This window comes from Stenotrophomonas sp. FBCC-B152, assembly GCF_059134105.1.
In genome coordinates this window covers 330841-350351 of sequence record NZ_CP101442.1, presented here as the reverse complement: position 1 = coordinate 350351, position 19511 = coordinate 330841, and the positions used below count along the sequence as shown (strand labels likewise).

The following is a 19511-nucleotide window of genomic DNA, read 5'->3' as shown; positions in this document are numbered from 1 at the left end:
CATCAAAATCAATAACGCTCGAGTACATCAAGCAGTGGCGAGCGCTCCACGCCCGCAGCCACCCATGCCCGCAGTTCCTTCGGCAACCGCGCCAGGCCCTGCTCTGCAGCAGCGCGCGTGGCGAACTCGACGAAACAACCGCTTCCCGACCCGGTGAGTCGTGCCCGGCCAATCCTGTCCAACGCGATGAGCACTGCCTGGACGGCAGGTTCGCGACGGCGCAGTACCGGCTCGAACGCATTCCCGAGCAAAGACCCGGAAGCGAAGTCCGCTATTTTCGCTACTGGGGCGTCGCGCGTCAAATCGGGACTGGCGAAAAGTGCGGCGGTGGGCACGTGGACGCCAGGGTCGGCGATCACATACCAGGCCGGCGGCAGCGCCAGCGGGGTCAGCTGCTCCCCCACCCCTTCAGCCCAGGCGTTGCGGCCGCGCACGAACACCGGCACGTCCGCACCCAGCTGCAGGCCCAATCCGGCCAGTGCATCTTCATCCAGGCCCACGCGCCACAGCCGGTTGAGCGCGACCAGCACGGTGGCCGCATCGGAAGACCCGCCGCCGAAACCGCCACCCGCCGGAACGCACTTTTCGACGGTGATATCCACACCTTGGCCGACGTTTGCATGCTTTTTGAGAAGCATCGCCGCACGCACGGCGAGGTCATCGGCCTCGGCCACGCCCGGCACGGACGGCCCGTCGCGGCGGATCAGGCCATCTTCACGCACCTGCAGCCGGACCCGGTCACCCCAGTCCAGCAGCCGGAACACGCTCTGCAGTTCGTGGTAGCCGTCGGCCCTGCGGCCGGTGATGTGCAGGAACAGGTTCAGCTTGGCCGGGGCCGGAAACCACGGCCCGCTGGCGTTCAGGTCCAGCGCGCTCATGGGCTGCCCAGCACCCAGCCATCGACCAGCAGGCGCACCTTGGCGTCGCCATTGACCGCTTCGATCCGCCGCGGCAGGACCGGGCGGTCGCCTTCAGCCGGGTACCAGTCCAGGAACTGGATGTCCCAGCCCATCTGGCGCACCCGGCGGGGTCGGCCTTCGGCATCGCGATCGATCTCGGCGGCCGTCGCCCCTCCGGCGACCAGGCCGCGCACCCAGTCCGGCAACTGGTTGACCGGGATATCCCAGCCGGTGGCCTCCAGCAGCACCTGCTGCGCATCCTCGCCCTGGCGCGGGCCACCTTCCACACCGTCCAGGCGCCCTGAGCGGTTCTCGCTGTCACCGCTCAGGGTCCAGCTCTGCCGGGTGACCGGCGCGCTCAGCGACACCACGTACTGGCGCGCCTGCTGCTGCCAGTCGATGCGGCCGGTGCCGCCGTTGCGCCCCTTGCTGACCGCGACCCGGCCCTGGAACGACCACGCCGGCTGCGCGCGCAGCGCGTCCACGCGCGCGGCCTCGGCCTGCTGCGCTTCGGCGCTGACGGCGGTCACCACATCGGGTGCCGCCGGGGCCTTGCGCGTGTCCAGCGACACGCAGGCAGACAACGACACAGCCAGGGCCGCCGCGAAGGCGGCCTTCAGGGGAAACATGCTCATACGCCGTATTTCTCGATCACGCGCTGCAGCGCACGGTTTTCCGGGTCCAGCTTGCGCGCTTCATCGAAGAAGCGGCGGGCTTCGTCCTTGCGGCCGAGCACCCACAGCACCTCGCCCACGTGCGCGGCGATTTCCGGGTCCTTGGCCAGCGTCCAGGCCCGGCGCAGCTGCACCAGCGCCTCTTCGTTGCGTCCCAGGCGATAGAGCACCCAGCCATAGCTGTCGACGATGGCGGCGTTGTCCGGCTCGGCCACGCGGGCGCGGTCGATCAGTTCCAATGCTTCCTGGTAGCGGGGGGTACGGTCGGCCAGGGTGTAGCCCAGCGCGTTGAGCGCGGCCACGTTCTCCGGTTCGGTCACCAGGATCTTGCGCAGGTCCGCTTCGGCGCGGGGCACGTCGTCGCGGCGCTCCCAGGCCAAGGCGCGGGCATACAGCAGCGCGTTCTCGTCGGGGTAGGCCGCCAGACCCCGGGCCAGCGCGTCCAGCTCACCCGGCAGGTCATCGCCCCGCTGGCGCAGCTCGGCCTCGAGCAGGTAGGCGTCGCGCCGTGCTTCGTCGTCGATCATGGCGTCGGACTGGATCGCGTGGACCCCGGCGAAGGCCTTGTCGGTCTGGCCCAGTTCGTACTGGGCGCTGGCCGCGCGCAGGCGCGCTTCCGCACGTTCTTCGCCACCCGGCACGCTGAGGTACCAGTCCACCGCTTCGGCGTGGCGCTTGAGGTATTCGGCGATCTTGCCCAGCAGCAGGCGCTGCGCCGGGTCCGGCTTGGTCGCCTGCTTTGAAAGGTCGGTGTACAGCGCCAGCAGCGCCACATCGTCTTTCTGCTTGGCCAGCAGCGAGGCGCGCATGCCCCAGGTCTGCACGTTCTGCGGACCGACCGCGAGCACGCGCTCGGCCGATTTCGCATCGCCCATCGCGTCGTAGGCGATGGCCACCGCGTTGCGCAGCTCCGGGTCGTCGGCGGTGCGCGGTTCCACCGAACGCAGCGCCGCCAGTGCCTCGTCGGTCTTGCCGGCCTGGAACATCAGGCTGGCATTGAGCAGCGCCACGCGCGGCTCACCGGGGAAGCGGCGCACCACTTCATCGACCATGCGCCGGGCCAGCTCGGGGCGGTCCATGCGCATGGCCAGCCGGCCAAATTCCTGCCAGGGCTCGAGCTGGTTGGGGATGGCGTTGTCGTCGACCAGCCGGCCCAGCACATCGGCGGCGGCGGCCGGGTCGCGGCCCCCGCCGACCAGCGCGGCCAGCGCGAACTTCCAGCCGCGCGGGTCCGGGTCGCGCAGCAGGGTGGCCAGCTCGGTCCGCGCGCCCTTCACATCGCCCTTGCGCAGGTCCAGCGCGGCGGCGGCGCTGCGCATGGCCAGCGAACGGGGCGCACGCTTCTCCCACAGGGCCAGCGCGCGGGTGGCGCGCTTGTCATCGTCGGCGAGCATGGCGATCCGGGTGGCGCGCTCGGCCAGGCCAGCATCGTCACGGCCTGCCTCGGCGGCTTCCAGGTACCAGCGCGCGGCCTCGGGCAGCTTGCCCGCCTGCAGCGCGAACTCACCGGCCATGACCGGGGTCAACGATGCCGGTTCGGCCGTTCCGGCCTTGCCGGCCGGGGCAGCCGGGGCTGCCGCCAGGGCGTTGGCGGTGAACAGGGACAGCAGCAGAACGCTGGAGATGCGAATCAATGCGGGCATCGGGGGCTTCTGGCCTTAAAATGACGACTTGAATGGCCAGCAGCTTATCGCAAGCAACTGAACAATGACCCTGTGGGTGCTCGGACTGAATCACCAGACCGCGCCAGTGGAACTGCGCGAACGCGCGTCCTTTGGCGGCGACGCCCTGCCCCAGGCATTGGCGTCGCTGCGCGATACCCCGCAGGTGGCCGAGGCGGTGCTGCTGTCCACCTGCAACCGCACCGAACTGTATGCCGTGGCCGAATCGGGCGAGGCGCTGGCGCAGTGGCTGGAGTCGCACGCCGGGCAGCTGCATGGCTACCTGTACCAGCATGCCGATGCCGATGCCGTGCGCCACCTGTTCCGGGTCGCCACCGGGCTGGACTCGATGGTGCTGGGCGAGCCGCAGATCCTGGGCCAGGTGAAGGATGCGTGGGCGACCGCGCGCGACCATGGGCTGCTTGGCCAGCGCCTGGACAGGCTGTTCCAGCAGACCTTCTCGGTGGCCAAGCGCGCGCGCACCGATACCCGCGTGGGCGCCAACCCGATCTCGGTGGCCTCCACCGCGGTGCGCCTGGCGCAGAACTCCTTCGCGCGGCTGGAAGACTCCACCGTGCTGCTGGTCGGCGCCGGCGAAACCATCGAACTGGCCGCCCGCCACCTCAGCGAAGGACGCGTGCGCCGGCTGCTGATCGCCAACCGCACCCTGGCCCATGCGCAGGAGCTGGCCACCCGCCATGGCGGCGTGGCGCTGCCGCTGACCGAGCTGGAACGCCACCTGGGCGAAGCCGACGTGGTGTTTTCGGCCACCGCCGCGCGCGAGCCGGTGATCAGCAAGGCGCAGATCGCCGCCGCGCTGCGCTCGCGGAAGCACAAGCCGATGCTGCTGTTCGACCTGGCGGTGCCGCGCGACATCGAAACCGGGGTGGGCGACCTGCAGGATGCCTTCCTGTACACGGTGGACGACCTGGAGCGCGCGGTGGAGGACAACCGCCGCAGCCGGCGCGAGGCGGCGGCCGAAGCCGAAGCCATCATCGAACTGCAGGTATCGCGGTTCGTCGAGACTCTGCAGGCCAACGCGCACCAGGCGCCGCTGCGCCAGCTGCGCGCGTATGGCGAAGCCACCCGGGTGGAAATGCTGGACAAGGCGCGCCAGCAGCTGGCCCACGGCAAATCGCCGGAGGAAGTGCTGGAGCTGCTCGCGCATGGCCTGACCAACCGCCTGCTGCACCCGCCGACCGCCGCGCTGCGTGCGGCCGCGCTCAGCGGCGATACTGAACTGACCCGCGCCGCCGAGCGCCTGTTCCCGGCCAAGCCGGGCTACCAACACCCTGCCGTGAGCAACGATGACGCCGACCCTGCGCCGTAAGCTGGAAGCGCTGGCCGAGCGCCGCGAAGAACTTGAACGCCTGCTGGCCGACCCGGACGTGGTCGGCGACAACGAGCGCTTCCGCAATTTTTCGCGCGAGTTCGCCCAGCTGCAGCCGATCGCCACCGCGCTGGCCGATGAAGCGCGGGCGCTGGCCGACCTGGCCGCCGCCGAAGCCATGCGTGCCGACCCGGACCTGCGCGAGCTGGCCGAAGAGGAAATCACCGCCGCGCAGGAACGCCTGCAGCAGCTGGACCATGACCTGGCGTTGCTGCTGGTGCCGCGCGATCCGCGCGACGACGGCAACCTGTTCCTGGAAGTGCGCGCCGGTACCGGCGGCGACGAGGCGGCGATCTTCGCCGGCGACCTGTTCCGCATGTACGCGCGCTATGCCGAGCGCCAGGGCTGGAAGGTCGAGATCGAATCGGACAGCCCCGGCGAGCATGGCGGCTACAAGGAAATCGTGGCGCGCGTGGTGGGCCGCGGCGCCTATTCCAGGCTCAAGTTCGAATCCGGCACGCACCGCGTGCAGCGCGTGCCGGCGACCGAGTCGCAGGGGCGCATCCACACCTCGGCGGCCACCGTGGCGATCATTCCCGAAGCCGACGAGGTCGATGAGATCGTCATCAACCCGGCCGACCTGCGGGTGGATACGTTCCGCTCGTCCGGCGCCGGTGGCCAGCACGTGAACAAGACCGAATCGGCCATCCGCATCACCCACGTGCCGAGCGGCGTGGTGGTGGAATGCCAGACCGAGCGCAGCCAGCACGCCAACCGCGACAAGGCGATGAAGCGCCTGAAGGCACAGCTGCTCGATGCCGAGCGCAGCAAGCAGGCGGCCGCCACCGCGGAAAGCCGCCGGCTGCAGGTCGGCAGCGGCGACCGCAGCCAGCGCATCCGCACCTACAGCTTCCCGCAGGGCCGGATTACCGATCACCGCGTGGAAGGACTGACCCTGTACGACCTGCCCAACATCATCGCCGGTGAGCTGGATACGCTGGTGGAGCGGCTGATCCACGAACACCAGGCCGACGAACTGGCCCAGCTGTCCGCCGGCGCGTGAGCATGGACCCGCAGCACGAGCAGCTGCGCAGCGCGGTGCAGCGCCAGCCGCAGGATTTCATCGCCTGGGTGATGCTGGCCGACGCGGAGCTTGAAGCCGGCGATGTCGCTGCCGGCGACCACGCCGCCTCGCGCGCGTTGCAGCTGCGCCCCGGCCACCCCGAAGCGCTGGCCCGGCTGGGCCGCACGCGCTGGATGCAGGGCCGCCACGGGGAGGCCGCCGCCCTGCTGCGCCAGGCCGCCAACCAGGTCCCGGAGCATCCTGGCATCGCGCTGTGGCTGGGCCACGCGCTGGAAGACGCCGGCCAGCCCGAGGCCGCTGCCGATGCCTACCGCCAGGCGCATCGGCTGCTGCCCGGCGAGCCTTACATCACCGCGCAGCTGCTCAACTGGCAACGCCGGCTGTGCGACTGGCGCGGGCTGGAGCCGCTGTCCCAGCAGGTGCGCCAGGCCGTGGCGCAGGGCGTGGCGGTGGTCGAGCCGTTCGCCTTCCTCAGCGAAGACGCCAGCGCCGCCGAGCAGATGGCGTGTGCGCGGCAGCGCGCTGCGGGCATTGCCGAGGGACTGCGTGCGCTGCCGCCCGCGCAGGTCCGCCGCGAGGGGCAGCTGCGCGTGGGTTTCCTTTCCAATGGCTTCGGCGCGCACCCGACCGGGCTGTTGACCGTGGCGCTGTTCGAGCAGCTGCGCGCGCTGGGCGCGCTGGAGCTGCATCTGTTTGCCCTCAACGCCGATGACGGCAGCGCCATCCGCGCGCGCCTGCAGGCCGCTGCCGCCGCACTGCATGACGTCTCGCCCCTGGCCCACGCGGCGATTGCGGCACGCATCCGCGAGGCCGGCATTGATGTGCTGTTTGACCTGCGCGGCTGGGGCGGCGGCGGCACGCCGGCGGTACTGGCGATGCGCCCTGCCCCGGTACAGGTGAACTGGCTGGCCTATCCAGGCACCTCGGGTGCGCCGTGGATGGACTACGTGCTGGCCGATGGCTACGTGCTGCCTGCCGCGATGGCACCGGCTTTCAGCGAACAGGTCCGGCACCTGCCCCGCGCGTTCCAGCCCTCGGACAACACCCGGGTGCTGGAGCCGGCGCCGGGCCGCGATGCCTGTGGCCTGCCCGCGCAGGGCGTGGTGTTCTGCTGCTTCAACAACAGCTACAAGCTCAACCCGCGCAGCATGCGCCGCGCATTCGCGGTGCTGCAGGGCGTACCGGGCAGCGTGCTGTGGCTGCTATCCGGGCCCGGCAATGCCGATGCACGGCTGCGCACCGCCGCGCGCGACGCCGGGCTGGACCCCGCACGGCTGGTATTCATGCCCAAGCTGCCGCACCCGACCTATCTGGCGCGCTACCCGCTTGCGGACCTGTTCCTGGACACGCACCCGTACAACGCGCACACCACCGCCTCCGATGCGCTGTGGGCCGGCTGCCCGGTGTTGACCTGCCCGGGCGCGACATTCGCGTCGCGCGTGGCCGGCTCGCTCAACCACCACCTGGGACTGCCGGCGATGAACGTCGCCGATGACCGCGCCTTTGTGGATACCGCAATCGCGCTGGGCAACGACCCGGCGGCACTGGCAGCGCTGCGGACCACCCTGGCCCAGCGGCGTTCGGACAGCGGCCTGTTCGACATGGCCGGGTTCGCGCGCGACTTCAGCGCCGAGGTGCAGGCGATGGCGCGATTGCACGGCTGGCAGGATGCACACGCGGGCTGACCGCGCACTGCGCTAGGCTCGGGTTTCTTCTGTCAGCCGGAATCCCGCACCGATGGGCAAGCTCAAGCGCAAGGCGTACCAGGCACTGCTCGAACCGATGCAGCTCGAACTCACTGCGATGGCGCGTTGGGCCCAGCACACCGGGCAGCGCGTGCTGGTGCTGTTCGAAGGCCGCGATACCGCCGGCAAGGGCGGCGCCATCCAGGCCATCGCCGAGCACCTCAACCCCCGCCAGTGCAAGGTGGTCGCGCTGCCCAAGCCGACCGACCGCGAAAGCACCCAGTGGTATTTCCAGCGCTATGTGTCGCACCTGCCTGCAGCCGGCGAGATCGTGCTGATGGACCGCAGCTGGTACAACCGGGCCGGGGTCGAACACGTGATGGGCTACTGCAGCGATACCGAGTACGACGCCTTCCTGGCCCAGGCACCGGTGTTCGAGAAGCTGCTGGTGGACGACGGCATCCTGCTGTTCAAGTACTGGCTCACGGTCGACCAGGTGCAGCAGGAAAAGCGCTTCGCCGAGCGCCACGTGGATCCGCTCAAGGGCTGGAAGCTGTCGCCGGTGGACCTGGAGTCACGCAGCAAGTACACCGCCTACACCGAGGCGCGCGAGGCGATGCTGCGTGCGACGCACCGGGAGCAGGCGCCCTGGACGCTGGTGGACTTCAACGACCAGAAGCGCGGGCGGCTGGGGTTGATCCGCAACCTGCTGGACCGGTTGCCGGATACCGGGGTGGAGGACCCCATCCCGGACCTGCCGCCCTTGAAGGGCAAACTGCACGAAGAGCATTTCGGCGTGCTGAAGCCGATCGACGGTTACGCCATCGAATGAGCCGCCGTCATTTGGCGGCGATCCGCGCCTCGATGTCGTGGGCAGTGACCGGGCCCAGGAATTCCTTGGCTACCTTTCCGTCCGGGGCGATCAGGTAGGTCAGCGGCAGGCCGCGCGGCACGGCGAAGTCTTCCGGCGGGTTGTAGGTGTCCACCAGCACGATCGGGTAGGTCACCGGCAGCTTCTGCAGGAACGCCTTCATCTCCTCCGGCTCGATGTCTTCATACGCCAGGCCGACCACTTCGATCTCTTCGCGCATGGCATGCAGTGCCGACAGCTCCGGCATTTCCTTGCGGCACGGCGCGCACCAGGTCGCCCAGAAGTTCACCACCACCCACTTGCCGCGATGTGCGGCGAGGTCGTAGGTGGTTCCGTCGAGGGCGGGCAGCACCAGGCGCGGCTGCGCCACGGTTTTGCGCTCCAGGTCGGGCGTGGCGGCATCGGCGGCCGGGGCCGCCGGTTCTGCTGCGGGCGCGGGCGCCGGGGCGGCCGCTTGGGGCTGCGGTGCCGGCTTGTTGCAGCCGGCCAGGGCCAGCAGGCCGACGGCCAGCAGCAGGGGCTTGAAGGTCATGGGGTGTCTCCAGACGAGGAATAGATATCGCTGACGCGGCGCTTGAGCAGCTCGCGCAGGGGCAATCGCAATGCATCCAGCGCCGCCACCGAGGCGGTGCCGAGGCTGTCATCGCGGTAGGGAAGGTAGGCTTCCTTGACCGGAATGCGCAGCTGGGTGGATTCGTAGAGGTCGGCCAGGGTGAGCTTGTCCAGGTCGCGCGACAGCAGCCACTCGCCCTGCTCGTCGCGGCGCACCACCCGGATCGCTTCCAGGTCGCAGAGCATGCTCTGCAGCAGCGAGTCGGTCAGCATCGGCTCCAGCCGCAGGACCTCGTCTTCATCCAGCCCGCGGCCGTCCAGGCGCGCCTGGTGGAAGCGGCCGATCAGGCGCAGCAGGCCATACAGTTCGTAGCCGGTGGGCAGGCGCAGGTCGGCCGGCTGGTAGCGGAACGCGGCGATCGACGAGGCCAGCGAGGCACCCAGCAGCACCGACACCCAGCACAGGTAGATCCACAGCAGCAGGATCGGCACGAAGGCAACGGTGCCGTAGAGCTTCTGGTAGGACTGGAAACTGCCCAGGTAGGCGCCCATGCCCCACTTCACCAGCTCCAGCATCACTGCCGCGAGGATCGCGCCGGGAATGGCATGCCGCCACTTCACCGTGTGGTGTGGCACCACCCGGTACACCAGCATGATGCACACGAACTCGATCAGGATCGGCGCCAGGGTCAGCGACGCATTGGCCAGCAGGCGGCCTTCGCTGGTGCCGAACAGCGGCAACGCGAACACGCGCGCAGACACCGCCAGCGACGCGGCCGCCAGCATCGCGCCGAGGGTCAGCACGGTCCAATAGACCAGGAAACGGGTGAGCTTGGGCCGCGCCGAGCTGACCCGCCAGATCTGGTTGAAGGTCTGCTCCACGCTGTTGAGGGTGATCAGCAGCGACACCACCAGCGCGATGAAGCCGGCGGCGGTGAGCTGCCCGGCGCTGGCCGAGAACTGGCGCAGGTAGCCTTCGGCCGCGCGCGCGGCGTTGGGTACGAAGTTGGAGAACACGTAGTCGCTGAGGGTGTCGCTCCAGCGGTCGAACACCGGGAATGCCGAGAGCACGCCGAACACCACGATCGCCAGCGGCACCAGCGCGAACACGGTGGTATAGGCCAGCGAGGCGGCGGCCTGGAACAGGCGGTCGTCGAGGAAGCGGCGCCACAGGAAGCGACCGAAGCTGGCGGTACGGGCGCGGTCGCGCACGCGTTCCATCCACAGGTTGAGGGTATCCAGGGGTTCCATCGTGGCAAGCGTACCTGAAGCCGGGTGGAGGCAATGCCATACTGCGGACAGACTGGACACAACGGAAGCGAGATGGCGGAGATCCTGGTGCTGTATTACAGCCGCGGCGGTTCGGTGGCGCGGCTTGCGCGCCAGATCGCGCGTGGCATCGGCGAAGTGCCCGGCATGAGCGCGCGGCTGCGCACGGTGCCGCCGGTGGCGGCGGTCACCCAGACCGCGCGGCCGCCGGTGCCCGATGATGGTGCGCCTTACGTAAGCGTCGAGGACCTGGCCGAATGCAGCGGCCTGCTGCTGGGCAGCCCGACCCGGTTCGGCAACATGGCCGCGCCGGTCAAGCATTTCCTCGACGGGCTGGGGGCCGAGTGGGTCAACGGCACGCTGGCCGGCAAGCCGGCCGGGGTGTTCACCTCCACCGCGTCGCTGCACGGCGGGCAGGAATCCACGCTGTTGTCGATGCAGGTGCCACTACTGCACCACGGCTGCCTGATCGTGGGCATTCCCTTCACCGAGCCGGCGCTGAGCCACACCACCACCGGCGGCACCCCCTACGGTGCCAGCCACGTGGCCGGCGCCGACGACAACCCGGTGCCAAGCGAGGACGAAGCGATCCTGGCGCGTGCGCTGGGCCGGCGCGTGGCCGATATCGCACGGCGGCTGGAATGAGCCCGCGCGTGCAGAAGTGGACGTTGGCCATCCTGCTGCTGGTGCTGGCAGCGGTGTTCGGACTCTGGTTCGCGCACGACCGGCATTGGCTGGCCAGCCAGCTGGTCTTCACCGCCCCGCCGCTGCTGCTGGCGCTGGGCGTGCTCACGGGGCGTGGCAAGGCGATGTTCTGGGCCGGGGTACTGGCGCTGTTCTGGTTCAGCCACGGCGTGATGAGTGCCTGGAGCCACCCGGAAACCGCGCACTGGGCCTGGCTGGAACTGCTGCTGGCCCTGGCAGTGATCGGGGTATCCAGCGCGCCGGGCCTGCGCCGGCGTTTCTCGAAGCGGTGATGGCCCCGCGCCCGGCTGCGGGCCGGCGCCGGCAGCCGTATCATGGGCACCCAGCGCGGGTGTTGCCGCGCGGTACCGCCCGCACTCCAGGAAGCCTGCAATGGAAGAACTACTGATCATCACCACCGGTGGCACGATCGACAAGATCTACTTCGACGACAAGTCGGACTACCAGATCGGCGATCCCCAGATCGGGATGATCCTGCGCGAGCTGGGCGTAACCTTCCGCTTCAACGTGATCCCGATCCTGCGCAAGGATTCGCTGCACATCACCGACGAGGACCGTGAGCTGATCCGCGCCACCATCGCCGCGCAGCCGACCCGCCACGTGCTGGTCACCCACGGCACCGATTCGATGGTGCAGACCGGCCAGGTGCTCAAGAGCATCCCCGACAAGACCATCGTCATGACCGGTGCGCTCAGCCCGGCGCGCTTCCGCGGTTCGGACGCCGAGTTCAACATCGGCTGTGCGATCGGCGCGGTGCAGTCGCTGCAGCCGGGCGTGTACATCGCCATGAACGGCCGCATCTGGAACCCCGAACACGTGCGCAAGAACGTCGCTGCGAATCGGTTCGAGGACGCGTAAACAGAAACGCCCCGGCCAAGGCCGGGGCGTTGCCCATTGGAGAGGGGCTGGGCTCAGTACTGCGCGGTCAGGGTCACGCCGGAGAAGGTGCTGTAGGCCTTCACCCGGACGTGCCAGGTCCCCGCGGCCGGGGCGTTGATCGTGCAGGTTTCGTTGTTGCCGCTCAGGTACGGGCGGCAGGTGTACACGGTGTCGGTGGGCGCGCTGCCCGACCGCACGTACAGGTCCGCATCGCCACTGCCCCCGGCGATGGTCACCTTCAGCTGCGAGCTGCCCGACGGCACGGCCACGGTGTAGGCCAGCGATGCACCGCTGGAAGCACCCAGGCCGCTGACCGGCACGTTGTTCTGCAGCGTGCCGGTGCCCGGGTTCGGGTTGGTCCCGCCCAGTGCGGCGGTGACGGCCGCATCTGCATCGACGATACCGGCACCGCAGCCGCCGCTGCAGGCGCCCGGCAGGGCCCGAGCGGTGTTCTTGAGCAGCGTTTCAATGGCCGCCGGCGACAGCGCGGTCGGCGCGACCGACTGCACCAGCGCGACCACGCCGGCCACGTGCGGGGCCGCCATCGAGGTGCCGTTGTAGGACGCATACGAGGCCGCGCCCGGCACGGTGGTGCCGCTGTTGAGCGTGGACAGGATCGCCTGGCCCGGCGCCGAGACGTCGATACCGGCACCGTAGTTGGAGAAGCTGGCGCGGGCGCCGGCCGAGGTGGTCGCGGCCACCGCGATCACGTTGGCGCAGTTGGCCGGCACCGACGAGGAGACGTTGGTGTTGCTGTTGCCCGCTGCCACCACCACGGTGGTACCGCGCGACACCGCGCCGTTGATGGCGTTCTGGTAAGTGCTCGAGCAGGTGCCGCCGCCGCCGAGCGACATGTTGATCACTTCGGCCGGGTTGGCGTTGGCCGGCACGCCGCTGACGGTGCCGCCGGAGGCCCACACGATGGCATCGGCGATGTCGGAGGTGTAGCCGCCGCACTTGCCCAGCACGCGCACCGGAACGACCTTGGCGTTGTAGGCGGTACCGGCCACGCCGGTGGTGTTGTTGGTCACCGCGGCGATGGTGCCGGCCACGTGGGTGCCGTGCCAGCTGGAATTGGAGGCCGGGTATCCGGCGCCGCATTCGTTGGCGGCGTACCAGTCGCCTTCGTCGTTGGCGTTGTTGTCGCGGCCACCGCCATCGCGGGCCATCGCGGCATCGCTGATGAAGTCATAGCCGGGCAGGATGTTGGCGTTCAGATCCGGATGGTTGGTGATGCCGGTGTCGATCACCGCCACCACCACGCCGGTGCCGGTGGCCTTGTCCCATGCCGGGCGCACGTTGATCGAGGCGTTGCTGGTGCCGAAGCCCCACTGCTCGGACAGGCGGCTGTCGTTGGGCACCAGGGTGGCGTGCATCAGCTGGTCGACTTCGACGTATTCCACGTTCGGGTCGGCGGCCAGGCGGCGCATCAGCAGTTCCGATTCGGCCGCATCCAGCGGACGGTCGGCCTTGACCACGGTCGGGCCAATGGCCAGCTGGCGCAGCTTCTGCAGGCCCAGCGCGCGGCCCTGCGCGGCCGGAACGGCCTGGGCGGCGGCCTTGAGCGAACTGGCCAGCGCGGTCGGGGTGGCGACGTCGGTGGCGCCGTCCTTGTACTTGACGATGAAACGCTGGTGGGTCGGGGCCGAGGCCAGGCCACTCAACTGCACGTCGCCGGCGAACGCCGGAGCCGCCAGGAGCAGGGTCGAAAGCACCGAACCACCGAGTACAACCAAGGCACGCTGACGCAAGCGCTGCGAATCATGAGACATCGGAATTCCCTTCAAGTCTTGAGGAGCCGTCGAGGCGGCAAAGGTCGGTTCGATCCGGCGCTGTGGAGCGGTGGCTTGGATCGAACCTGGAAGACGGATCGGTTTTCCCCTGCGAAACCGCCCGACCCCGGACGCTAGTGGTTTCGATTGGGCCCAACAATGTTTCAGCCCGCTTTCAGGGTTGTGAAAGTTTCGATCTGAGACTTTTCGGGTCAATGGTTTGTGAATGTGAAGAAACTTCCGCGTGCCGATGCGGTCACGCCGCGTGCAATTCGTGTCCTGCGTCACTGTCTTGTGCGTCATGGACAAGACATTGCTTGCGCGTCAATGAGTTGGATGGGTTTGGATCGTTTAGACAGCGCTTCGGTGGGTACCGCGCAGCCACGCAGGGCGTGGCTCTACGGCGCCCCCCCGGGTAGCGCCACGCCCTGCGTGGCTGCGTGTCCCGCGGCCATGAAAAAGGCCCGCCTGTTGCCAGGCGGGCCTTGGGTGTGCAGCAGGGCTCGAACGATCAGCCGTCCAGGCGCACCAGCCAGCCATGGCGGTCCGGCAGGCGGCCGTACTGGATGTCGGTCAGTTCCTTGCGCAGCGACATGGTCACTTCACCAGCCGGGGCGGTCAGGTCGCCCACCGAGAACCCTTCGCCCTTCAGCTGGCCGATCGGGGTGACCACCGCGGCGGTACCGCAGGCGAACACTTCGGCGATCTCGCCCGAGGTCACGCCCTGCTTCCACTCGTCGATGGTCACCTTGCGCTCTTCGACCTTCATGCCGCGGTCGCGGGCCAGCTGCAGGATGCTTTCGCGGGTGATGCCTTCCAGGATGCTGCCGGACAGCGCCGGGGTCACCAGGGTGCCGTCCTTGTAGACCAGGAACACGTTCATGCCGCCCAGTTCTTCCAGGTACTTGCCTTCGACCGGATCCAGGAACAGCACCTGCGAGCAGCCCTGCGCCTGCGCCTTCTGCTGCGGCAGCAGCGAGGCGGCATAGTTGCCACCGCACTTGGCCGCACCGGTGCCGCCCTTGGCCGCACGCGCATATTCGGTGGACAGCCAGATCGACACCGGGGCCACGCCCTTGGCGAAGTACGGGCCGGCCGGGCTGGCGATCACGTAGTAGCCGGCCTTCTGCGCGCCGCGCACGCCGAGGAAGGCTTCATCGCCGATCATGAACGGGCGGAAGTACAGGCTGGATTCGTCGGCCGACGGCACCCAGCTGGCGTCCACGGCGATCAGCTGCTTGAGCGATTCGACGAAGATCTCCACCGGCAGTTCCGGCAGCGCCAGGCGCTGCGCCGAACGCTGCAGGCGGCGGCCGTTGGCATCCGGGCGGAAGGTCCAGATCGAGCCGTCGGCATGCCGGTAGGCCTTGATGCCTTCGAAGATTTCCTGGCCGTAGTGCAGCACCGCGGCGGCCGGGTCCAGCTGCAGCGGGCCGTACGGGCGCACGCTGGCGTTGTGCCAGCCGGTGTCCTTGTCCCACCGCACTTCCAGCATGTGGTCGGTGAAGTGCAGACCAAAACCGGGGGCGGCCAGGATGCGTTCACGCTCCTCGCTGCTGCGCGGCTGGGCGGAACGGGTGGTGGTGAAGCTCACGGAAGACTGGGACACCGGAAATTTCCTGTTCTGGTTACGGGTTCAATTACAGCATGCCGGTTTCAAGGCGGGCGGCCTCGGACATCATGTGCTGGTTCCACGGCGGGTCGAACACCAGTTCGACATCGGCTTCGGCCACGGTCGGGATCATTTCCAGCTTGCTGCGCACGTCGTCGACGAGGATATCGCCCATGCCACAGGCCGGCGCGGTCAGGGTCATCTTGACGTCGACCTCGCGCTGGCCATCGTCCAGGTGCTTGAGCTCCACTTCGTAGACCAGGCCCAGGTCGACGATGTTGAACGGAATCTCGGGGTCGAAGCAGGTCCGCAGCTGCTGCCAGACCAGTTTTTCGACCTCCTCGTCGGAGGCGTCGGCGGGCAGTTCCAGCGGCGCGGGCGGTTCCTTGCCCATGGCGTCGCCGTCCTTGCCGGCGATGCGGAACAGATTGCCTTCGACGAACACGGTATAGCTGCCGCCCAGCGCCTGGGTGATGTACCCATAGCTGCCGGCGGGCAAGGTGACCGTTTCGCCCTGCGGGACCATGACGGCCTCGCAGTCGCGTTCGAAGTGGACGGGTTCGCTGCTACGGGAGTACATGTGGATCGATATGGGGTCGCGGCCAATTCCCGCAAGGCGCTCATTTTAGCCCAGCGGCCGGCCACGCGCCGGTCACCCCGCAAGCCGGTATCCTGTGGTGGACCAAAGGAAGAATGCATGCCGCCCACCTCTGCGCCCGCCAGGTCCGCCCACTGGCTCTGGCCCCCGCTGTTGCTGCTTGGAGTCGTCACGGCCACGCTGGCCTGGTTGTTCATCGCACTGCTGAGCGGCCGCCAGGCGGGCTGGATGGCCGTGCTGGTGGCCCTGGAGCTGGGTTTCATGCTGCGCCTGGGCAACCTGCGCGGCGGCCTGCCGCGGGTGGCGTTGACCCTGTTGGGCACCGTGCTGGTGGCGCTGGCGGCCAACTGGGGCATCGCCTCGGCCTACCTGGGCGGCTCGCTGGGACTGGATCCGTGGGAATCAGCGTTGCGCATGGGGCCGTTCATGGCGTTCACGTTGGTTCAGCTGGCCAACGGGGTTGGCGAGGTGCTGTGGCTGGCAGTTGCCCTTGTCGTCGGCTGGTGGATCGCGCGGTAACGCCAACGCATTCTGCGCTGGCGCTCCCACGGTTCGCTGCGCAAACCGCGGGCCCCGCGCATCATCATTCACCCAGACCCCCCGCCGCTTCGCGGCCGCCCCCCTGACTCAGGGGGGCTGTGCCTCCAGATGCTTTTCGGTCAATGCCCGCCGTCGAGGGCTTTGAGCTCGCTGACCAGCGCGCTGGCCGCGCCGGCGCCATCGCCGTAGAGCATGCGTGCGTTGTCGGCGTAGAACAGCGCGTTTTCGATGCCGGCGAAACCGGTGCCCTTGCCGCGCTTGATCACCACCACGTTGCGGGCGTTGACCACGTCCAGGATCGGCATGCCGTAGATCGGGCTGGCCGGGTCGGTGCGCGCCACCGGGTTGACCACGTCGTTGGCGCCGATCACCAGCACCACGTCGGTGGTGGGAAATTCGGGGTTGATGTCGTCCATGTCGGCGATCAGGTCGTACGGCACCCCCGCTTCGGCCAGCAGCACGTTCATGTGGCCCGGCATGCGCCCGGCCACCGGGTGGATCGCGAATTTCACCTTGATGCCGCGCTCGATCAGCCGCTGCGCCAGTTCCCACACTTTGTGCTGGGCCTGGGCCACGGCCATGCCATAACCGGGCACGATCACCACGCGTTCGGCGAAGGCCAGCATGGCAGCCACGTCGCTGGCTTCGATCGGCTTCTGCGCGCCGGTGATTTCCTGCGCCGTGCCACCCCCGCCGAAGTTGGAGAACAGCACGCCGCTGATCGGCCGGTTCATCGCCTTGGCCATCAACCGGGTCAGCAGGATGCCGGCCGCGCCGACCATCATGCCGGCGATGATCAGCGCCTCGTTGCCGAGCACGTAACCTTCGAAGGCGACCGCCAGGCCGGTGAATGCGTTGTACAGCGAGATCACCACCGGCATGTCGGCACCGCCGATCGGCAGGGTCATCAACACGCCCAGCGCCAGCGCCACCACGAAGAAGCTGATGATCGCCACCGGGCTCAGGCTCACCGCTGCCCAGATCCCCAACACGACGACCGCAAGCGCGACCAGCAGGTTGAAGGCCTGCTGTCCGGGGAAGGTCACCCGCCGGTCCAGCCGCCCGTCGAGCTTGGCCCAGGCGATGATCGAGCCGGACAGCGACACCGCGCCGATCGCCGAGCCGATCACCGCCAGTGCCAGCACCGTGGCCGAGGGCTGCCGCGCGCTCAGTTCGGCGATGGCCTGCGCGCTCCAATGGGTGGTATCGCGGTTGGCCAGGAACGAGAAGCGCAGCAGTTCCACCGCGCCGATCGCAGCGGCCGAACCGCCGCCCATGCCGTTGTACAGCGCCACCATCTGCGGCATGTCGGTGATGGCCACGCGTTTGGCCGACCACCACGCCACGCCGGTACCGATCGCCACTGCGGCCAGGATCAGCGGCACGTTGTGCAGGTCGGGCAGGAAGAAGGTCGCCACCGTGGCGATCAGCATGCCCAGGCCGGCCCAGCGGATGCCGCTGCGTGCGGTCATCGGCGAGGCCATGCGCTGCAGGCCGAGCAGGAACAGGGTGGCGGCGACCAGGTAGCTCACCTGCACCAGCCACTGCAGCAGTTGCGCGGTGGTGACGTTCAAGGCGCCTTCTCCCCGGTATCGCGCTTCTGGCTGGGCTTGAACATGTCCAGCATGCGTTCGGTCACCACGTAGCCACCGGCGGCATTGCCCGCGCCGAGCACCACGGCGATGAAGCCGATGATCTTTTCCAGCGGGGTCTGCGCGTGGCCCAGCACCACCATGGCGCCGATCAACACGATGCCGTGGATGAAGTTGGACCCGGACATCAGGGGGGTATGCAGGATCACCGGCACCCGCGAAATGATCACGTGGCCTGCGATCGCAGCCAGCATGAAGATATACAACGCCACGAACCCGTCGCTCATTGCTGTCCCTCTTCCCGGCGGTCATCCCGTCCCCTGCATCATAACCATGCGCTGAACCGTTCTGCAGGGCGGTCAACCGATGCCGCGCTGGTGCGTTCTCACGGTATCCCCCTGCGCGAGCGCTACCCTGTGCTGGTGAGCCCTTCCCTGCCGACCCTGGCCGACGATGCCGATGCCGAAACCGCGCTGCCGGTGTCGCTGGATGCGTTCCTGGCCGGCATCGGCCCGCGCGCGTTCCGCTTCGCCGAGGCCGGGCTGCGCCAGCGTGACGATGCGCTGGACGCGGTGCAGGACGCGATGCTGCGCATGCTGGCCTACCGCGACAAGCCCGCAGCGGAGTGGTCGCCGCTGTTCTGGAGCATCCTGCGCCGCCGGGTGGTGGACCTGCAGCGCCGCCGCGGCTTCCGGCTGCGGTTCTGGCGCAGCAGCGACGAGCTGGCCGGTGACCACGACATTGACTGGGCCGATCCTGGACCGGGCCCGGCCCAGGCGCACGAGCAGCGCGACCAGTACGCGGCGCTGGTCAGGGCATTGCGCGACCTGCCTGCACGCCAGCGCGAGGCCTTCACCCTGCGCGTGCTGCAGCAGCTCGATGGCGCCACCACCGCAGCGGCCATGGGCTGCAGCGAAGGCGCGGTCAAAACCCATCTTTCGCGCGCCCGGCAGGCGCTGCAGCAGCACCTGGAGATTGAACTGTGAGCCGCCCCGTGCCCCCCACCCTTCCCGATGACACCGCGCTGGCGCAGCTGCACGCGCATGCGCTGACCCAGCTCTCTCCAGCCACGCTGGCGCGCCTGCGCGCCGCGCGGCATGCGCCGCAGCGGGCGCGCGCGCACGGTTGGTGGTTGGCCACGGCGTGTTCGCTGGTGGTGGCGCTGGGCCTGGGCATCAGCTTCACCGCACGCCCGCCGGTGGCCCCACCGGTGCAGGTGGCGGGCGTGGCCGCGGATGACAGCGGCGACGTGCTCGACGAGAATCCGGACCTGTACCTGTGGCTGGGCGCCACCGACCTGGCAATGGAGTGAACATGAAACCGCGACTGACCCTGGCGCTGGTGCTGTTGTCGCTGAGCGCGGCCAGCGCCGCGCAGACCACGACGCTGCCGGAGTGGGACAAGCTCACGCCGCAGCAGCGCGATGCGCTGATCGCGCCGGTGCGTGACCGCTGGAACGACGCGCCGCCGCCGCAGCGCGAGCGCATGCTGCAACATGGCCAGCGCTGGCAGAGCATGACCCCGGAACAGCGTGAGCTGGCCAGGCGCGGCCGCCACCGCTTCGAGAACATGAGCCCGGAACAGCGCGAGCAGGCCCGCGCATTGTTCGCGCAGATGCGCGGCATGACGCCGGCCCAGCGCGATGCCCTGCGCGAGCGCTGGGGCAGCATGAGCCCGGAGCAGCGGCAGGAATGGCTGAAGGCCAACCCGGTGAAGGATCTCCCTCCGCCTCCGAAGCGCTGATCGGCACCGCGCAGCCACGCAGGGCGTGGCTCTACGGGTCCCGCG

Annotated in this window: 21 protein-coding genes; 11 read left to right on the top strand and 10 right to left on the bottom strand. The window is 69.0% G+C overall.

The genetic code is table 11. From position 1 onward, the window contains the following. Nucleotides 1-8: 8 nt before the first annotated feature. The 3 genes from ispE to NMB40_RS01580 are packed head-to-tail and all read right to left on the bottom strand — an operon-like array spanning nt 9 to nt 3216. The gene (ispE, locus tag NMB40_RS01590; RefSeq protein WP_494359950.1) at nt 9-878 is read right to left on the bottom strand and encodes a 4-(cytidine 5'-diphospho)-2-C-methyl-D-erythritol kinase; all 870 of its coding nucleotides are present in this window, start codon (nt 876-878) and stop codon (nt 9-11) included. After that, a complete protein-coding gene (gene lolB / locus NMB40_RS01585) occupies nt 875-1534 on the bottom strand; it encodes a lipoprotein insertase outer membrane protein LolB (protein ID WP_494359949.1) in 660 nt (219 codons plus the stop codon). The genes ispE and lolB overlap by 4 nt, the downstream gene beginning before the upstream one ends. Then, nucleotides 1531-3216: a tetratricopeptide repeat protein gene (locus NMB40_RS01580; protein ID WP_494359948.1), complete on the bottom strand. Its 1686-nt coding sequence runs from the start codon at nt 3214-3216 to the stop codon at nt 1531-1533. Before NMB40_RS01580 ends, lolB begins: the two co-directional genes overlap by 4 nt. Nucleotides 3217-3280: 64 nt before the next feature. Between NMB40_RS01580 and hemA the strand changes: the two genes are divergently transcribed. Genes hemA through ppk2 form a run of 4 tightly spaced genes read left to right on the top strand, consistent with a single transcriptional unit; the run spans nt 3281 to nt 8165 of the window. Then, nucleotides 3281-4564 (top strand): glutamyl-tRNA reductase, encoded by a 1284-nt coding sequence (hemA, locus tag NMB40_RS01575; RefSeq protein WP_494359947.1) that lies wholly within the window; start codon nt 3281-3283, stop codon nt 4562-4564. Then, nucleotides 4542-5627, top strand: a complete 1086-nt coding sequence (gene prfA, locus NMB40_RS01570) for a peptide chain release factor 1 (RefSeq protein ID WP_494359946.1) — start codon at nt 4542-4544, stop codon at nt 5625-5627. The genes hemA and prfA overlap by 23 nt, the downstream gene beginning before the upstream one ends. A 2-nt stretch (nt 5628-5629) precedes the next feature. Next, nucleotides 5630-7333 (top strand): O-linked N-acetylglucosamine transferase, SPINDLY family protein, encoded by a 1704-nt coding sequence (locus NMB40_RS01565; protein WP_494359945.1) that lies wholly within the window; start codon nt 5630-5632, stop codon nt 7331-7333. 52 nt (nt 7334-7385) lie between these two features. Beyond that, nucleotides 7386-8165, top strand: a complete 780-nt coding sequence (gene ppk2 / locus NMB40_RS01560; RefSeq protein ID WP_282247168.1) for a polyphosphate kinase 2 — start codon at nt 7386-7388, stop codon at nt 8163-8165. 7 nt (nt 8166-8172) lie between these two features. On the opposite strand, the gene NMB40_RS01555 is transcribed toward ppk2, so the two are convergent. Both NMB40_RS01555 and NMB40_RS01550 read right to left on the bottom strand, forming a co-directional pair. Beyond that, the gene (locus NMB40_RS01555) at nt 8173-8736 is read right to left on the bottom strand and encodes a TlpA family protein disulfide reductase (protein ID WP_494359944.1); all 564 of its coding nucleotides are present in this window, start codon (nt 8734-8736) and stop codon (nt 8173-8175) included. Next, nucleotides 8733-10007 carry a YihY family inner membrane protein gene (locus tag NMB40_RS01550; RefSeq protein WP_494359943.1) on the bottom strand — a complete coding sequence of 425 codons (1275 nt, stop codon included), beginning with the start codon at nt 10005-10007 and terminating at the stop codon, nt 8733-8735. Before NMB40_RS01550 ends, NMB40_RS01555 begins: the two co-directional genes overlap by 4 nt. 72 nt (nt 10008-10079) lie before the next feature. Here NMB40_RS01550 and wrbA point away from each other — a divergent pair, with 72 nt between their 5' ends. The 3 genes from wrbA (at nt 10080) to NMB40_RS01535 (ending at nt 11588) form a co-directional block, all read left to right on the top strand. Beyond that, complete coding sequence (wrbA, locus tag NMB40_RS01545) at nt 10080-10670, top strand: NAD(P)H:quinone oxidoreductase (RefSeq protein WP_494359942.1); 591 nt, start codon at nt 10080-10082, stop codon at nt 10668-10670. Further along, nucleotides 10667-11002: a DUF2069 domain-containing protein gene (locus tag NMB40_RS01540; RefSeq protein WP_282247165.1), complete on the top strand. Its 336-nt coding sequence runs from the start codon at nt 10667-10669 to the stop codon at nt 11000-11002. The genes wrbA and NMB40_RS01540 overlap by 4 nt, the downstream gene beginning before the upstream one ends. Before the next feature lie 100 nt (nt 11003-11102). After that, a complete protein-coding gene (locus tag NMB40_RS01535; protein ID WP_282247164.1) occupies nt 11103-11588 on the top strand; it encodes an asparaginase domain-containing protein in 486 nt (161 codons plus the stop codon). 53 nt (nt 11589-11641) lie between these two features. Here NMB40_RS01535 and NMB40_RS01530 read toward each other — a convergent pair whose 3' ends face one another. From NMB40_RS01530 to sufT, 3 genes are all read right to left on the bottom strand, one after another. After that, a complete protein-coding gene (locus NMB40_RS01530; RefSeq protein WP_494359941.1) occupies nt 11642-13381 on the bottom strand; it encodes a S8 family peptidase in 1740 nt (579 codons plus the stop codon). A gap of 511 nt (nt 13382-13892) precedes the next feature. Then, on the bottom strand, nt 13893-14990 hold the full coding sequence (locus NMB40_RS01525; protein ID WP_494359940.1) for a branched-chain amino acid aminotransferase: 1098 nt from the start codon (nt 14988-14990) through the stop codon (nt 13893-13895). Nucleotides 14991-15021: 31 nt separating this feature from the next. Further along, nucleotides 15022-15573, bottom strand: a complete 552-nt coding sequence (gene sufT, locus NMB40_RS01520) for a putative Fe-S cluster assembly protein SufT (RefSeq protein WP_282248088.1) — start codon at nt 15571-15573, stop codon at nt 15022-15024. A gap of 117 nt (nt 15574-15690) precedes the next feature. Between sufT and NMB40_RS01515 the strand changes: the two genes are divergently transcribed. Further along, nucleotides 15691-16110 (top strand): hypothetical protein, encoded by a 420-nt coding sequence (locus tag NMB40_RS01515; protein ID WP_494359939.1) that lies wholly within the window; start codon nt 15691-15693, stop codon nt 16108-16110. A gap of 140 nt (nt 16111-16250) precedes the next feature. Here the strand turns inward: NMB40_RS01515 and NMB40_RS01510 are convergent, their stop codons facing one another. Beyond that, a complete protein-coding gene (locus NMB40_RS01510) occupies nt 16251-17705 on the bottom strand; it encodes an NAD(P)(+) transhydrogenase (Re/Si-specific) subunit beta (RefSeq protein ID WP_282248090.1) in 1455 nt (484 codons plus the stop codon). Next, nucleotides 17702-18010: an NAD(P) transhydrogenase subunit alpha part 2 gene (locus NMB40_RS01505; RefSeq protein WP_313346858.1), complete on the bottom strand. Its 309-nt coding sequence runs from the start codon at nt 18008-18010 to the stop codon at nt 17702-17704. The genes NMB40_RS01510 and NMB40_RS01505 overlap by 4 nt, the downstream gene beginning before the upstream one ends. Before the next feature lie 129 nt (nt 18011-18139). On the opposite strand from NMB40_RS01505, the gene NMB40_RS01500 reads away from it, so the two are divergent. From NMB40_RS01500 to NMB40_RS01490, 3 genes are read left to right on the top strand one after another with little or no spacing between them, the layout of a single operon-like run. Further along, the gene (locus NMB40_RS01500) at nt 18140-18709 is read left to right on the top strand and encodes an RNA polymerase sigma factor (RefSeq protein ID WP_494361024.1); all 570 of its coding nucleotides are present in this window, start codon (nt 18140-18142) and stop codon (nt 18707-18709) included. Between the two features lie 8 nt (nt 18710-18717). Next, nucleotides 18718-19035, top strand: coding sequence for a hypothetical protein (locus tag NMB40_RS01495; protein ID WP_494359938.1), 318 nt, complete (start codon nt 18718-18720; stop codon nt 19033-19035). 2 nt (nt 19036-19037) lie between these two features. Then, the gene (locus NMB40_RS01490; RefSeq protein ID WP_494359937.1) at nt 19038-19466 is read left to right on the top strand and encodes a DUF3106 domain-containing protein; all 429 of its coding nucleotides are present in this window, start codon (nt 19038-19040) and stop codon (nt 19464-19466) included. The last annotated feature ends 45 nt before the right edge of the window (nt 19467-19511 follow it).